The sequence below is a fragment of the Fuerstiella marisgermanici genome, assembly GCF_001983935.1.
Taxonomy (GTDB): Bacteria; Planctomycetota; Planctomycetia; order Planctomycetales; family Planctomycetaceae; genus Fuerstiella; species Fuerstiella marisgermanici.
Map to the genome: position 1 here is coordinate 6803850 of NZ_CP017641.1, position 15806 is coordinate 6819655.

Below are 15806 nucleotides of genomic sequence, written 5' to 3' on the forward strand. Positions count from 1 at the left end.
GGATTCAGTGATATGTGTGGTCTGGCAGGAATCGTCTCACCGTCTCTCCCTAGGCAAAGTTGTGAAGCAAAATGCCGCGAAATGCTATCTCTCTTAAGACATCGGGGTCCTGACGATGAAGGGTTCCTAAGTGATTCGGAGAATGGAGCGTCAATGGCGCACGCTCGATTGTCCATACAGGATCTGAGTTCCGCCGGTCGGCAACCGATGTATTCAGATGACGCGCGGTATGTGATCTGCTTCAACGGTGAGATCTATAACTTTCATAAGTTGCGAGAGGGACTGCTTAAGACTGGTGAGTCTTTTCACACCGGAACGGATACGGAAGTCATCCTCAAACTGTATCAGCGACACGGAGCTGATGTGGTCAGCTATCTGGAAGGTATGTTCGCCATCGCAGTCTGGGATACAGTCGAGGGGCAATTGTTTCTCGCTCGCGACCCGCTGGGTATCAAGCCACTGTATGTGTGGGAGGTCGGCAACAGCATTGCCTTTGCATCAGAAATCCGAGCAGTGCTTGCCGCTGATCTGGGCCCACGAAACTTAAACAAAGACGCCCTATTCGATTATCTCAGACTGGGATCGGTCCAGGAGCCAGACACGCTCGTCGAGGGCATATGGCTGTTGCCGCCGGGCAGCACAATGGCATGGAAGGGCGGAAATTCAAGTCAGAGTCAGTACTGGGAGTTGCATTCGCGCTTCGCAAATAAGCCGGATATTGGAGACACGGCTGAGGCGATTTCTGTCACAAGAGCGGCGCTGGAGTCGACGGTTGAGAAGCACTTTGTGAGCGACGTGCCCGTCGGTATCTTTCTGAGCGGTGGCATCGACAGCACTGCTTTAGTAGCGTTGGCCTCCACTATGGGACACGATTCTCCGGAGACATTTTGTATCTCTTTCAATGAAAAAAATTTCAATGAAGGATCGCTGGCCGAAAAAACGGCGATTCACTTCGGCTCGCAGCATACGGACTATCGGATGACTCCTGTCGCCGGTGCCAAACTAGTTGAAACGTACTTGGAATCGATGGACCAACCCTGCATTGACGGCTTCAACACGTTTTGCGTTTCCCGAGTTGCAAAGGAAGCAGGGGTTAAGGTCGTGCTTTCCGGCCTTGGCGGGGATGAGCTATTCGGAGGTTACCCTTCGTTTCAGAAGGTGCCGGCGTTAGCCAGGCTGCACAGGTTGTCACGCTACATGCCCGCAAGGCGCGCTTTAGGGCGTCTTGTTGAGCGGCATGGATCAACATCGCAGGTTCGACGACTGGGATCCTTTCTCCAGACAGCGGGCGGAGTAGCTGAGGCATGGACAACCATGAGGGGGTTCTTCACTCAAAACGAATCCATTGGTGTGGCGCGGTGGTTGACGCAACAGAAAGACGTCCGATGCGTCCGAGCGTTGAGATTCGATACTCCACACTTTCAACTTGATGAGCTCGCGCATGTAAGCGCGCTTGAAACAATTGGCTATATGCGTAATCAGTTGCTCCGCGAAAGCGATGTCATGAGCATGGCTGCCGGGCTCGAGTTGCGAGTTCCATTCGTTGATCGAGCCTTTGTTGACTCGATCAACAGAATCCCAAGCAATATCCGACTACAGAAGGGCAAACAATTGCTGTTGGACGCCGTTCCTGAGATTCCGTCATGGATTCGCGAGTCGCCCAAGCGGGGATTCCGATTTCCATTTGGCGAATGGGCGCAGGGAGCATGGAGCGATACTTTCGGTGATATTCACGCGGATTGCCCTGTGCCGTGCGATACCTGGTATCGCTTGTGGACCATTTTTGCGTTGCGCCATTTCCTGCGGGTCAACAAGGTCGACTGCTCTGGAGTGAACCACTCTCTATTAAAGGCAGCCTGATTAAAATACAGATTCAGATCTGGATCGACGCCTCAATTCACAGTGATTCGGTATGTGCTGTTTGCACACATTTTGTCTAGCCTCAAAACCGGCGATCCAAATCAACACTGTATCCGAAGCCATGGAAGGTCCCTCAAGTGTCACTCAAAGTTCTCCATTGCGTTGCTGGTTTGAACGCTCGCGACGGTGGTCCGGCACGATCGGTCCCGGCACTCGCGAACGCAGTCGGTATGGCCGGGGCTGACGTACGTGTGTGGAGTCGCCAGCCGGCGACGATTAGCCTGGCGGATTTCAAACACACGAAATTTGTATCTGGAACCCTAAACGCAAACGTAACGGATGACTGGGTTCCCGATGTGATTCACGATCACGGACTATGGTTGGACTCAAATCATAGTGTTGCGAAGCTGGGACGGAAGAACCGAATTCTTCGAATTGTCAGTCCGCGAGGCATGCTGGAACCCTGGTGCCTGCGACACCGACAGTACAAGAAACTCCTCGCGTGGCTTCTTTACCAGCACCGCGACCTCTTAAGTTGTTCGTGCCTGCATGCCACTTCGCAAAGTGAAGTCGACCAATTTCGCAGGCTGGGTCTGAAGCAACCAATCGTAAACCTACCCAATGGTGTCGCGTTGCCCAATCCTCTTGAAACCGCAAGCATCGAAAGCGAACTGCAAGCATCTGAGACGCGGGAAGCTCTGTTTCTGTCCAGAATTCACCCGGTAAAGGGACTGCCCAACTTAATAGAAGCATGGAATAATGTGAGACGGCCGGGCTGGCGATTGAGAATCGTGGGATCGGATGAAGACGGCCACAAATCTGTCATCAAATCGTTGATCACGGAACACCGATTGAATGACAGTGTCACAATCGAAGAAGCAGTTCATTCTGATATGAAATGGACACTCCTCCGAAATGCGGATTTCATGGTCCTGCCATCGTTCTCTGAAAATTTCGGCATCGTTGTCGCAGAGGCTTTGGCAGCGGGCACACCTGTCATTACGACAACGGGTACTCCATGGAAACGGGTGCTTGAGAAACAGTGCGGCTGGTATGTTGCTCCTACAGCCGACGGCATAGCAAAAGCCCTGACGATAGCTATGGGCACGACAAAACCTGAACTGAAAGAAATGGGGCATCGCGGGAAAGAATGGGTGCGTGAGGAATTTTCATGGCAGGACATTGGCCAAAAAATGCTGACTGCATACTGCGCTGTCCTTGGGGGGAAGTTTAAGGGCCTGTGGGGCAAACAATGCATTGAAAGAAAATGTGCAGCATAGAACTAAGGACAGCTCCTGCCTGGTTTCTAGCATGTTTGGATGTTCACTAATCTGGTCCGCCCACACCTCAGAGGCTACTCGGCAATGGATCTTACAATCCGCAACGACGCTGCTTTACGATAAAGTCAAAACTGCAATGCTTCCCATCACTGTAATCATCGCCGCAAAGAATGAAGAATCGAACATCGCGAAATGCGTCGCGGCCTTACCCGAGTTTGAGAGAATTGTGGTGCTTGACTCCGGAAGCACTGATGCCACGGCCAGCATCGCAGCAAATTATGGTACAGAGGTTTTGGAGTTCGACTACAAGGGCGGTTATCCCAAGAAACGTCAGTGGGCGTTGGACAGTCTGGATATTCAGACTCCCTGGACATTGCTGCTGGACGCTGATGAAGTTGTCACTGAAAGCTTTCTGGACGAACTGCGGGCGGTGACTTCGTCGCAACGGTCGGACGACGGATATTTGGTCACAAAAGGCTTTCATTTTTTGGGGAAGCGCTTTCGCTTTGGTGGTTTTTCTCACTCTGCCGTGCTGCTGTTTCGGACTGGTTGTGCTCGATTTGAACACCTGCTTGACGAAGACAGTGACGCCCTTGATATGGAAGTGCACGAACGACTGATTGTTGACGGCACGGTTGGCGTCATAAAAGCGCCGCTGATTCACGAAGACTTCAAGGGGCTGGAAGCATACGTTGCTCGACACAATAAGTACTCGACATGGGAAGCGAAGGTTCGCTACCAGCACTTGCATGGAGGCGATTGGGGTCAGTCCGCGATTACTCCCAAGCTCTTTGGAAATGCTCAGGAACGACGTCGTTACTTAAAGACGATTGCCGTTCGGATTCCATTCGAGCCGTGGTTGTGGTTTTTTTACCATTACATTGCGAGACTTGGCTTCCTTGAAGGGCGGCCGGGCTTGATTGCCAGTCAGATAAGAGCGAGTTACATCGCACAGGCACGTTCGAAGCTTTACGAAATGCGACTGCAGTTGGCGGGTCGTTCTCATCAATCAAATTCTCTGCGGCAGCCAGTTCCGGAGCCAGTGTCCACCGCCGCTCAAAAGGCGGCGTAGTAGACGTCGCCGCAACATTGAACCAGACACGAGCCGCCAACTAGTTTCACTTGTTTCGTAGGCTCTCCGAAATAGCTCAAGGTGGTGGAATTGGTGCCGCCAAAGTGCTTGAGTGTAAGGCTGTTGATTCGTATGACTGTTGAAACTGACTCTCGGCGCAGCTCTGCTGATTACACTCGCGCAGAACAGATCGGGCGTGTGTTGTGGAACGCGTTACAGCCACTTTTCGCCTATAGTCCGCGGCTGATGTACGCCTGGCGGAATTTTTTGCTAAGGCTGTTTGGCGCTGAGATCGGCTCCAAAGTGCAGATCTACCCATCCGTCCGGATCTTCACTCCGTGGACCCTGGCAGTCGGAGCGGGCGTCACGATCGGCGACAACGCGCGGATTTATAACGTCGGGCGAATCGTCATTAATGATGACGTGACGATCTCTCAAAACGCACACTTATGTGCGGGAACGCATGACTATCAACGCTCAGACATGCGGCTCGTAAGGACGCCGATAGTGGTCCAATCCAATTCATGGATTTGCTGCGACGCATTTGTTGGCCCTGGCGTGACGATTGGAAAGAATGCCATCGTTGGCGCCAGAAGCGTTGTCTTTAAAGACGTTGGTGAGGGGCTAATTGTTGGTGGCAATCCGGCGAAGTTCATTCGGTATCGCGCAGAAAAGAATTGCCACAACCACCTCAAGTCGGCTTAGCCAAGCAGTGAATTCGCCAGGCGAAGTGGCGGATTACCGCTCACGTGCCGCAGCTCGCGTGCTGACTCAACGGGCAATGCGACAAGTCTGACTATGAGTAATGCAGGCCTCGCAAGTTCCATATTTTTCGCTTGGTTCGTTCTGCTTTGACAAGGCCTCCTGCTAAATCTTCGTCTTTGAGGTCCGGTTGGTCGCGACAACGTCCGGACCAGATCGGCGCTGCGAAATCTGTGACCGAATTGGTATTCACGAGCACGGCGGCTGCTCGCTGGAAGCAGACGCTACCGGCTTTGTTGAACCAACGCATAGGACCGATGGGTGGGAACGCGGTCCGACGCTTTTGCCCGGACGAAACCTGGATCAAGGTGGCACCGCATTCGGGCGGCGGCACTTTTTGCAGCAACGCGGACGGTTGCCGACCATTCTGCCAGTCCGTTCGCTGCGGTCGGTTTGTCCTGGAAGTAAGTGATCTGTTTCCCCCACTTTCGGCTTTTCCGGTTAGGCAAACTTTTGCGATAACCCGGATGTACAGAACGCCGCGCTTGCGTGCCAGGTTTGCACGCTGAATGAAAATATCTGCGCCTCGCACAACCGATATCAAGGACTCTAGTACAATGCGACCACTTATCGTTTGGACAATCATCTTCTCAATGACCGTGTTACCGGTCCCCGCCTCGTTGGCCGGTCAGAAGACGGCCGCCGATGCGGTCCAGTTGCAAAACGTCGAACTCAACAAAGCTGGCCGAGTGGCTGGCCGGGTGTTGGACGCTACGGGTGCCCCCCTGGCGAACAAGGTCATCGAAATCCGCACCGCCAAGGATGTGCAGAAAAAGAAGACTGGTAAAGACGGCAGCTTTTTCATCGAAAGTGCCGTCGGCGGAAACTGCGCACTGGTCGTTGAAGAGCGTGCTTACGCTTGCCGACTGTGGAAAAATGGCACGGCACCACCGAAATCGCTGACGTCATTTGGCATCGTCCACACGGACGGCCCGATTGTTCGCGCACAGGATTGCGGCGAAGGCTGTGACGACGGGTATGGCGGAAGCTACGGCCGTCTGGGCGGAATCTCTGGTGGACAGCTGCTGGGTCTTGGACTACTTGCTGGAGCCGTGGTGGCCATCGTTCTGGCAGTTGACGACGATGATGATGGCAGCTAATCAGCATTCGCTGAAAAACGATAACGCTCGAAACCTGAACGGTTCGGCAGACCTGTGATCCACAGAGTTTGCTGAACCGTTTCTTTTTACCAGGTTGTTACAGCGTGCCTGGGTTCCGTAACCGGATCGAGTTGAGAGTTTGTGGCGTCGGAAGGGAGACCGTCGTCAGGCGTCAATTTCTGACGTCCGATCTTTGTAACGGACGGAGTACACATTTCAGCAAGGATTCAAAAAATGCGGATCACCACCACGTGGCTGCTTGCCATAACGCTTCTTACATCGCCTCAAATGCTTCAGGCCGCCGATTCTGCGGCAACCAAAGCTTCCACAGCCAGCGATGCCACTGTGCAGCTGAAGAATGTTGAGCTTTCGCCAAATGGGCATTTGGTGGGTCAGCTCGTCACATCGGCGGGGCACGCAGTTGCGGGGCAGAAGCTCACAATGACGGTCGGCAAGCAACAGCAAACGATCGAAACGGACAAAGCTGGAAAATTCACCGCTCGCGTCGCAGGCAGCGGCCAGTGTGTTATTGCTGTCAGCGACGACGTGTACGCCTGCCGAGTTTGGGCTCACGGAACAGCTCCACCACGATCGTTGCAGAGCATCGCGATTGTGCAGCCGACAAACAGCACCGTACGTGGCCAGTATGTGTTTGCCCCGTTGACTCGCCTGAGAATGCTGACAACGACTCAAAAGGTAATTTTGGGCTTAGGCGTTGGTATTGGTGCCGGAATTGCCATCGGCGCAGCCATCGACGACGACGATGACAAGAAGCCAGACGCCAGCTAGTTCGGCCGGGTAAATTCACCGTCGAGGTGAACAAACGCTTGCCACCTGATCGACCCGCCACACCCACAGCTGGGGGCGGGTGATCACTACGCTACGAAAATTGCTAACAGCCTGCCGTCGAATTCTGCGGCAGGCTGTTTCGTGCGCTAATTGCTGGTTGGTGCAAACTAAAGGTGGCGGGACCACATCGAAGACCTTTCCGATGCGGGTTTTGGCAATTACGCCAGAACCGCTTCCTGCTCGCTGCGGCATTCTGCTGAATCCACAAGTTCCACTTCGACGTGACCCTCTGGTCCATCAATTTCGAGCACCACTCCATCACCTTCGACTTCCAACACTTTGACTGTGAAGTTACCCAGCCGAATGGATTCACCGGCTTGAATATCGAATAGATGGTTTTGCATGAACTGTACCACTTACCTGAGGGAAGCCGTCGGAAATCAACTGTTGGAGAGGATCATCGAGGGCACGGACGTAGGAAGAAAGTTCAACCCGTCGTTATCCTGAACGCGAGGCTAGAAGGCGCACAGAACGTGCAGCTCGCTGAGCCAGAATACGGGCGGTTTCAAAGACTAGCGGTCTTTATAATGGCTGCTTAATTCTACGACAACGTGGAAACGTCGTCATGTGTAAACTTCCGGCGACCTTTTTTGGATTCGTTATTTTCACGGTCATTGACTTGCAACGTCAACACTTGATCGCTTCCGGTAACGTGATGTGTAGTACGCGATGTCGTCGCTCGAAGTCGAAGCGCCGCGCGGCTACAACTCGGCTTTAAACGTTACAACATAAGTCCCGTTCGCCATTATTCCGACGCCTTGAAATTAGGTGTGAAGGCTTCTGCAGAAGCGATCGCAAACGTTGGGATTCGGTCCTCGAACATATCTTCAATTCGTCAAAAAATTTAAGCCGTAGTACTTCCATGAACAGCAACAACCCGCTCTTGCAACAGTCCGGTCTGCCTGCTTTCGATCGCATTCAGCCCGAACATATTGAACCTGCCGTGACGGCTCTGCTGGAAACTTCAGCCACGCTGCTTGAAGAAGCTGAAGGCGCTGAACCCGGCAACTGGGACGCGCTGATGGCGCCACTGGGGAAGATTGATCTGCTGTTCGAATACGGTTGGTCGCCAGTCAGTCATTTGCTGGGTGTGGCTAACAGCGACGAGCTTCGAGACGCTCATGAAGCAATGCTGCCAGGCATCGTCGAATTCAGTCTGAAGCTGAAACAGAGCAAGCCGTTGTACGAACGTTTTCTCGCGCTGCGAGATTCGGATGCCTGGGCGCAGATGAGTTCCGCTCAACAGCGCATCGTCGCGCAGTCAATTCTCAGCGCCGAACAGGCGGGAATTGCTTTGGAGGGTCAATCCCGCCAACGCTTCAACGAGATTGCTCAGCGACTGTCGCAACTGGCCAGCGATTTTTCCAACAACGTGCTGGACGCCACCAAGGCCTGGTACCTGGATATCACCGATCCGGCCGATGCCGAAGGATTACCGGGCAGCTTTCGCAAGATGGCTGCCGCCGCATGGTCGTCGGCCGAAGAGAATAAGGACGCAGAAGCGGCGACTCCGGAGAACGGCCCGTGGCGAGTCAAGCTGGACGCTCCCAGCTTTGGCCCGTTTATGGAACATTGCCGCAACCGCTCACTTCGCGAACAGGCGTACCGCGCGTACATCAGTCGGGCGTCGTCCGGTGAGAAGAATAACGAACCGCTTATTTCTAAGATCCTGCAACTTCGCAAGGAAAAGTGCGAGCTCCTTGGCTACGAAAATTATGCAGAGCTAAGTCTTTCGCAGAAGATGGCTGCGGACACGGCCGCCGTGCAGAAAATGTTTGACGACTTGTTGGGAGCGTCGCTGGAAGGGGGCAGGGCAGAACTGATCGAAATCACTGATCTGGCGCACGAAAACGGGTTCGACGGCGAACTGGCTCATTGGGACGTGGGTTTCTGGGCGGAACGCCTGCGCGAACACCGCTACAACTTCACTGACGAAGAACTTCGGCCGTACTTCTCGCTTGAACGAGTCCTCGATGGGTTGTTCAGCCTGTGCCACCGGCTGTTCGGCATCACAGTTAAACCTGCGGATGGGAAAGCGCCTGTCTGGCATAAAGACGTTCGCTTTTTTGATGTGTTTAATGAGCAGGACCAGCATATCGCCAGCTTCTATCTGGATCCCTACTCCCGCCCCGAGAACAAACGCGGCGGAGCGTGGATGGGTGACTGCATTGTTCGTTCGGTCACGCCGGAAGAAACGCGATTGCCGGTGGCTCATCTGGTCTGCAACGGCACTCCGCCGGTCGGAGACACGCCTTCGCTTATGACGTTTCGCGAAGTCGAAACTCTGTTTCATGAATTCGGTCACGGACTTCAGCACATGCTGACAACGGTTGACCTGCGGGATGCGTCGGGGATCAACGGCGTCGAATGGGACGCGGTCGAATTGCCCAGCCAGTTTATGGAAAACTGGTGCTATCATCGCCCGACTTTGCTTGGCATGGCTATTCACTACGAGACCGGCGAAGTGCTGCCTGATGATTTGTTCGAAAAGATCTGCAAGGCGCGCACGTTTCGAGCTGCTTCACAGATGCTGCGGCAGGTCCAGTTTGGCATGACGGACATGCAACTGCATTCCAGCTTCGATCCCAATGGCACAGAGAGTGTGTTCGACGTGCATCAACGCATTGCCGAACAGACGTCGCCTCTGCCACCGCTGCCAGAGAACCGGTTCCTGTGCGCATTCTCGCACATCTTTGCGGGAGGTTATTCGGCGGGCTACTACAGCTATAAGTGGGCGGAAGTGCTAAGTGCCGACGCGTTCTCAGCATTTGAAGACGCGGGGCTGGACAACGACGAAGCCGTGGCGACGACCGGCCGCAGGTTTCGAGACACCGTGCTTGCCGAAGGTGGCAGCCGACATCCGATGGACATCTACCGCGACTTCCGAGGCCGGGAACCCAATACGGAGGCGTTGCTGCGACACAACGGATTGGTAGCGTCGTAGCGTACCGTCGCTTGACTCTCAAGAGGCGAGCCTATTACGGTCACCAATGCCAGCATACTGCAGACCTCCACCGCGCGGTGAACAGCGTGATCGCAACGTATTTAGAAAGCTGAACGTGCTCGACTTCGGAAAGTCGAGCTACGTCAAACACATCAACTATGACAACAAGCACACTCACACCAGATTCCACCTACGACGTCATCGTCATCGGCACCGGCCCGGGCGGGGAAGGTGCGGCGATGGAAGCGACCAAACAAGGTAAGTCGGTGGCTGTTGTTGAAAAGCAGCCGCGAATTGGTGGGAACTGTACTCACCTGGGCACTATTCCCAGCAAGTCGCTGCGAGCCGCCATCTACCGCATGATGGAAGTTAACAACAGCACTCACTTTCAGCAGTTGGGAGTTCACCTCGACGTCGGCTTTCGCGACCTGCGTCGCAGTGCTCAGGCGGTCATTGAAAAGCAGGTCGCGATGCGTCGCGGTTTCTACGACCGCAATGACGTCACGGTCTACAATGGCACGGCCTCTTTTCTGGACGCCAATAGGGTGCAGGTGGACGAACCTGACGGTGACACCAGAATTTTGTCCGCGTCGTCATTCGTCATCGCGACAGGCTCACGCCCCTACAATCCGCCGGACGTAGACTTCAACCATCCGCGCGTCTTCGACAGCGATACCGTCCTGGACATGTCGGAAACTCCGCGAGCCATGACGATTTACGGCGCGGGCGTGATCGGGTGCGAATACGCTTCGATGTTTCGCAACCTGTCGGTCAAGCTGAACCTCGTTAACACGCGAAGCAACTTGCTGGACTTTTTGGACGACGAAATCTGCGACGCTCTTAGTTACCACATGCGAGACACGGGCGTACGGATCCGCAACAACGAAACCTTCGACCATGTCGAAACCTTCGACGACCATGTGGTGGTGCATCTGAAGTCCGGCAAGCAGCTTAAGAGCGACGTCCTGTTGTGGGCCAACGGACGTTCCGGGAATACAGAGAATCTGGGCCTCGACACGATCGATATTACGCCCAACCATCGTGGGCAGATTGAAGTGAACGAAAACTTTCAGACGATTCACGAGCACATCTATGCCGTTGGTGACGTCATTGGCCCGCCGGCTCTGGCCAGCGCGGCGTATGTGCAGGGACGCGTTGCTGCTCGGCATCTGGGCAATGGGCATTGCGAAGCGTTCGAAATGCAGCATGTGCCGACCGGGATTTACACCAGCCCGGAGATCAGTTCGCTCGGCAAAACAGAAAAGCAGCTCACGGAAGAATGTGTCCCGTACGAAGTCGGCCACTCGATGTTCAAAAGCCTCGCGCGAGCCCAGATCATGGGGCATCCGGTTGGCATGCTGAAACTGTTGTTCCACCGGGAAACTCTGGAGATCCTCGGCATCCATTGCTTCGGTGTGAACGCGTCTGAGATCATTCACATCGGCCAGGCCATCATGGCTCAGCCCGGCGAAGCAAACACGCTTCTGTATTTCATGAATACCACGTTCAACTATCCCACCATGGCAGAAGCGTACCGGGTTGCAGCGTTGAATGGGTACAACAGGTTGCTTTGAGCGTGAAGTATGCTTCGCCTACTTGTTCGGAACGCTGCGACCGTATTCAGCGTGACTGCCGATCCTGCATCAAACTGTCCTGCGTCTCCAATGCCCTGCAAGAGACTCAGTCGGCAGCAAGGCTGTTGAAGAACTCAACATAAGCCTTGATGTCGAGATCCTTGGTTTGGAAACCATCGGCTCCAACCTCAGTTGCCTCTTCCATATCTCTGGGGCTATCAGAGTTGGACAACACCACAATAATCGGAATCTGCGAAAACTCGCGTTCCTGTCTCACACGTTCGACAATTTCGAATCCGTCGAGTGCCGGCATGTTCAGATCCATGAGCACCATCGCCGGCAGTGTTTTCTCTCCCAGCTTGACTTGTGCCATGTACTCAAGAAATTCAGTTCCGGACAGGAACGTTAGGAATGGATTTCTAAGTATAGAACGGTCTTACAGGCGACGAGCAATATCGAGATCTGCCTCTGAGTCATCCACCATGACAACAGGGGCACGGTGGTTGAGGCATTTAACGTTATTTTGATTCACTGGCCTGGCCATTGAGAGTGAACTTAAAGTGAACAAAGTCTTCGCCGGAATCCAGCCAGATTTGCCCGGAATGTCGTTCAACAGCGCGGCGACATAGCGAGAGCCCAGTCCCCGTGCCATCTTCGTCATTGGTGAGTCTGGTGAACAGGTTGAATACTGACTGGTGGTGTTTGGTTTCGATTGAAGAACCCGTGTTCCGAACGCCGAGGATGGGGCCATTCTGTGAATCTTCTACCGTAAACCGTAGTTCAAAGCCTGCCTGCTTTGCGTATTGAACAGCATTTTCTACCAGCTTGCGATAGATCAATTGAACGAGGCTTCGATAGCAACTGACCACCGGCAGCGATTCGACGACTACAACAGCCTCCGTGCTCTCGATTTTACTCTGAAAATTATCGAGAATTTCTTCAACAACAGATCTTAAATTGACGTCTTCGCGGACGAGGAATTCGTCGCCGATACTGGTGAAGATTCGGAAATCCGCAATCTGCTGGAGGGCTCGATTACATTCCCGTTTCATCGTTTCTATGAGCGGTGCCGTTTTGTTCGAGTCGGATTCACTTATGTCGTCGATGACCAGGTTCGACAGAGTTGCGATGCGTCTGATGGGTTCTCGCAAATTGTGCGAGGCGATATGGGCAAAGTGTTCCAGGTCCTGATTGGCCAGCCGAAGTTCTTTGTTCGTGGACAGTAACTCTGCCTCGTGACTTAGCAGGGATTCTCGCATGTCCTGAAAAGACCGCGCCAGCGAACCCAGTTCGTCGTCTCTTGCTACCGGTAAGCTATTCGTCGACCTGCCAGCGCGAAGAGCTTCGACGGCGACTGCGATATTTGCGATTGGTCGCGTCAAGCGTTCTGAGAGTGCGAAGGCAAACACCATACCGATGACAAGCATCGCCGCTACGATCAAGCCCGTGTGGAACGTGATTGTGTTGGCAGCCTGACCGATGTCTTCAAAGGTCGCGAATACTCCCAGCGCGAGTTCGCGATCCGTCGAAAATGGTCTGAGCTTCCGGAAATGCACTGAGGAGCCGCGGGGCAATTCTGGATTCTGTTGAGGGAACGTCAGCGAAGTTGTGTCGCTTTCGAAAAACTGTTCCAGTTGATGAAAGTCGCTTTGGGCTTTGGCCTCGTGTCCAAGATCGAAGCCGAACGTTTGTGACTTGTCGGGGTGAAAGATGTAGTCCCCATGATCATCGGTGAGGTAGTAGACATATCTGCCATCAGCGTTTGAGGGCAAGTGCTTTTCTGCGAACGGCTGGAAGTCGAGGTTGATTATCACGATGCCGGCTGGGCGCTCGTCGGCATCAAATATCGGCATCGCCACGCGCAGCATGGGACGATGCGGGATTTCGATCTGGCCTTTCTCCCGATTCAGATTGATTCGCGAGTAATAGATCTGGTCACGCGGAAGGGCGATCGTTTCCTGAAAGTACAGTCGTTCACCCTTCCGTTGCAAATCTGATTCGGCGGGACGAAAAATCTTATTGTCCACTCGGTCGAGCCGCACGCGTTCGCGACCTTCGTCCTGCACACCGATCAACCGGACCTGTGCGTAGTAGGGTTTGGCTCTAAGCATCTCTGCGAAAATGCTGGCGAGCTGGTCCCTGGTCTCCGAGTCCGCCGCGGTGCTGTCGTCTGCCTCAGCATCAGCAAGGATGTTCTTAACGATTGGTAGTCCGGCTAACAAGCGGATGTCGTGACTGATCTCATCGAAGGCGAGCGACAACCTGTCTTCGCTGATCGTGGCTTGTCGTTGAAGGCCTTCAATCTGAAGCCCCTCAATGATGCTCATGTATCCCCAAATCGCTGACGCGGCGATACCAATCGACGATGCCGCGACAAGGCTGAGAACGAGCAGGCGAATTTTCTGAGCAATACGCATTGCAATGCACCAAGTCGCATTTCTTCGCCTGAGTGATTTCGATACCCGAACGCTTCATGCTATTGGAACGAAATAAAGCGGCTAAGTCGAGCGCAGGCGCGGCGGGCGTCCCTTGGTGACAGACGTCTTTCACTGAGAAGAACGCCTATTGGAGCCGGCGCGGTGGAGCTTGGTCTGCAGCGGGTGCGAAGAGTCGACCGACACGGAATAACGTGGGCCGTCAACCGCTGCCAAGGTGCTGCCACAGTGCTCAAGCACTGCCAAGCCATCGACGAACTGGATTCGAGGTCTGACCGCATAAACGTTTCGGTCACTGATTTGTCGCGACTGTGCAGTCGTTTGATCTTCCAGCCACGCTATCTTTAGATCACCGCATCTGGAGCTGGGCTAGCTGTCAGATTCATGCTGGCTTCGATAGCAGCACAGAGTGTTTGAGAGTCGCAGGGTTTGTGAAAGACCCGAGTTACTCCGAGTTCAGCGACAGCGCGTTCTGCGTTTCGATCCAGGATCGTACCGCTCAGCATAAAGCGTTTAACGTCTGGGAATCGGGTTCGTATTCCTGCAAGAAACTGAAAGCCTGTTGTGCCGGGCATTTCGTTGTCGCACACAAGGGCATCAATCTTCGTGCTGCCCAATATTGCGGTCGCTTCTGCCGCAGAGATCGACGTCGTGACGTCGAATCCGTACTCGTTGAGTTGACGCGACAACGCTCGCAGGAGTGACGCATCATCATCAAGTAAAAGTACACGTGGCATTGAGTCGTTCATGTCGCATCATCTCCAGGATTGGTTGTGGTTAGTTCAGGCTGTTGTGAAAACATATATCGGTTCTTTGACGTTATTATTGCTCGCCATCTTCGACAGAATGCCGATCATCGATCTGGTAATTTCCTGACCCCGCCCGACAAGTAATCCGCCGGACTTGTTCAGGATGTCCTCGGACACCACCATTCCCGTACGTAGCTGGCACACGTTTAACTTCATCAGGCTGGCCGAAAACAGCTGCTTGAATGCTGCTTCGAATGCGTTCAGGACGTCAGGGTCATACTTGTGAGCGTCTTCTTTTAGAAGGTCCAACGCTTCGACTTTGTTTTTTGTACGTGCTTCATGACTGTCAAAGTCGAGACACACCTTTAGGATTCTTGCACCGAGCGGTATGTCCGTGCCACGAATGCCCTCCGCAGGTGCCCCGGTGCCGTCAAAGCACTTTTCCTGATAGCCAACGATTCGTGCGACGTCGGACAGTCGCGGTATGTTGCCTAGAAGGCTTTTCCCGATGGCAGGGTGCTGGTCAAACGCCACACGTTCCAACGCGTCCAGTTCCTGACCGTTCATGATTTTTCTTAAGGTCGATTCAGACAGAGTGATGCAACCCAGGGCGGACATCATCGCGGCAATCTCGATCTCCCAAAGGTTGCCCGCGCCCAGTGATGCTGCGAGAGCCATGGCAATTCTCTTCACTCGAGACGCACGCCCGAAGGCAATGGGATTGACGATTCCCAACACGTCAAACAGTACTTTGACACTGCCCTTCAGCGTGCATTCAAGCAATTCCCGCTCAGCCGTCACGAGTTGATATTGTCGAATTCCGTCACTAACGGTGGCAGCCATAGTTTCCATTGAGCACGGCTTGGAGAGGAAACGAAAGATGTTTCCTTCGTTGACCGCTTCAATGGTGGAGTTCAGATCTGCATAGCCCGTCAGCATGACTCTAACGGTGTCCGGAGATTTCTGTCTGATAATCTTGAGCATCTCGACGCCTGTCATCCCCGGCATCCGCATGTCGGAGATAACAACGGCGAATGGGCCATCTTCGTCAACCATTCTCAGGCCAGCAGATGGTCCATCCGCAGTGTACAGATCAAAATCGTCCGACAGATGACGATCGATCGCACTCAAAATTTTGGAATCGTCGTCGACGAAAAGAATTTTGGGCTCACTCATATTGG

The 15806-nt window shown here is 53.7% G+C and carries 13 protein-coding genes and 1 pseudogene; 9 read left to right on the forward strand and 5 right to left on the reverse strand.

Annotated features, from left to right (window positions below):
* Positions 1-12 precede the first annotated feature (12 nt).
* The 7 genes and pseudogenes from asnB (at position 13) to Fuma_RS25615 (ending at position 6863) form a co-directional block, all read left to right on the forward strand.
* The gene (gene asnB / locus Fuma_RS25585; protein WP_077026620.1) at positions 13-1860 is read left to right on the forward strand and encodes an asparagine synthase (glutamine-hydrolyzing); all 1848 of its coding nucleotides are present in this window, start codon (positions 13-15) and stop codon (positions 1858-1860) included.
* Between the two features lie 230 nt (positions 1861-2090).
* Positions 2091-2474, forward strand: a pseudogene (locus Fuma_RS36885) (glycosyltransferase); the annotation flags it as partial.
* 18 nt (positions 2475-2492) lie between these two features.
* Positions 2493-3140, forward strand: coding sequence for a glycosyltransferase (locus Fuma_RS36285; protein ID WP_229360737.1), 648 nt, complete (start codon positions 2493-2495; stop codon positions 3138-3140).
* A 136-nt stretch (positions 3141-3276) separates the two neighbouring features.
* Entirely contained in the window at positions 3277-4212 is a 936-nt protein-coding gene (locus tag Fuma_RS25595) for a glycosyltransferase family 2 protein (RefSeq protein ID WP_077026621.1), read from the forward strand.
* Between the two features lie 132 nt (positions 4213-4344).
* Entirely contained in the window at positions 4345-4917 is a 573-nt protein-coding gene (locus Fuma_RS25600; protein ID WP_077028554.1) for an LbetaH domain-containing protein, read from the forward strand.
* A 614-nt stretch (positions 4918-5531) separates the two neighbouring features.
* Positions 5532-6074: a carboxypeptidase-like regulatory domain-containing protein gene (locus Fuma_RS25610; protein WP_077026623.1), complete on the forward strand. Its 543-nt coding sequence runs from the start codon at positions 5532-5534 to the stop codon at positions 6072-6074.
* A gap of 234 nt (positions 6075-6308) precedes the next feature.
* Entirely contained in the window at positions 6309-6863 is a 555-nt protein-coding gene (locus Fuma_RS25615) for a hypothetical protein (protein WP_077026624.1), read from the forward strand.
* A gap of 218 nt (positions 6864-7081) precedes the next feature.
* Here the strand turns inward: Fuma_RS25615 and Fuma_RS25620 are convergent, their stop codons facing one another.
* Positions 7082-7267, reverse strand: a complete 186-nt coding sequence (locus tag Fuma_RS25620) for a carbon storage regulator (RefSeq protein ID WP_077026625.1) — start codon at positions 7265-7267, stop codon at positions 7082-7084.
* A 518-nt stretch (positions 7268-7785) separates the two neighbouring features.
* Here Fuma_RS25620 and Fuma_RS25630 point away from each other — a divergent pair.
* Together Fuma_RS25630 and sthA are read left to right on the forward strand one after the other, a co-directional pair.
* Positions 7786-9867 carry a M3 family metallopeptidase gene (locus tag Fuma_RS25630; RefSeq protein ID WP_077026627.1) on the forward strand — a complete coding sequence of 694 codons (2082 nt, stop codon included), beginning with the start codon at positions 7786-7788 and terminating at the stop codon, positions 9865-9867.
* Between the two features lie 158 nt (positions 9868-10025).
* On the forward strand, positions 10026-11441 hold the full coding sequence (sthA, locus tag Fuma_RS25635) for a Si-specific NAD(P)(+) transhydrogenase (protein WP_077026628.1): 1416 nt from the start codon (positions 10026-10028) through the stop codon (positions 11439-11441).
* A gap of 106 nt (positions 11442-11547) precedes the next feature.
* On the opposite strand, the gene Fuma_RS25640 is transcribed toward sthA, so the two are convergent.
* The 4 genes from Fuma_RS25640 to Fuma_RS25655 all read right to left on the reverse strand — a co-directional run bounded on the left by Fuma_RS25640 (position 11548) and on the right by Fuma_RS25655 (position 15801).
* Positions 11548-11868, reverse strand: a complete 321-nt coding sequence (locus tag Fuma_RS25640; RefSeq protein ID WP_338030024.1) for a response regulator — start codon at positions 11866-11868, stop codon at positions 11548-11550.
* 91 nt (positions 11869-11959) lie between these two features.
* The gene (locus tag Fuma_RS25645; RefSeq protein WP_077026630.1) at positions 11960-13858 is read right to left on the reverse strand and encodes a sensor histidine kinase; all 1899 of its coding nucleotides are present in this window, start codon (positions 13856-13858) and stop codon (positions 11960-11962) included.
* Positions 13859-14220: 362 nt separating this feature from the next.
* Entirely contained in the window at positions 14221-14613 is a 393-nt protein-coding gene (locus Fuma_RS25650; RefSeq protein ID WP_158521131.1) for a response regulator, read from the reverse strand.
* Positions 14614-14658: 45 nt separating this feature from the next.
* Positions 14659-15801, reverse strand: a complete 1143-nt coding sequence (locus Fuma_RS25655) for an HD domain-containing phosphohydrolase (protein ID WP_077026632.1) — start codon at positions 15799-15801, stop codon at positions 14659-14661.
* Between the last annotated feature and the right edge of the window lie 5 nt (positions 15802-15806).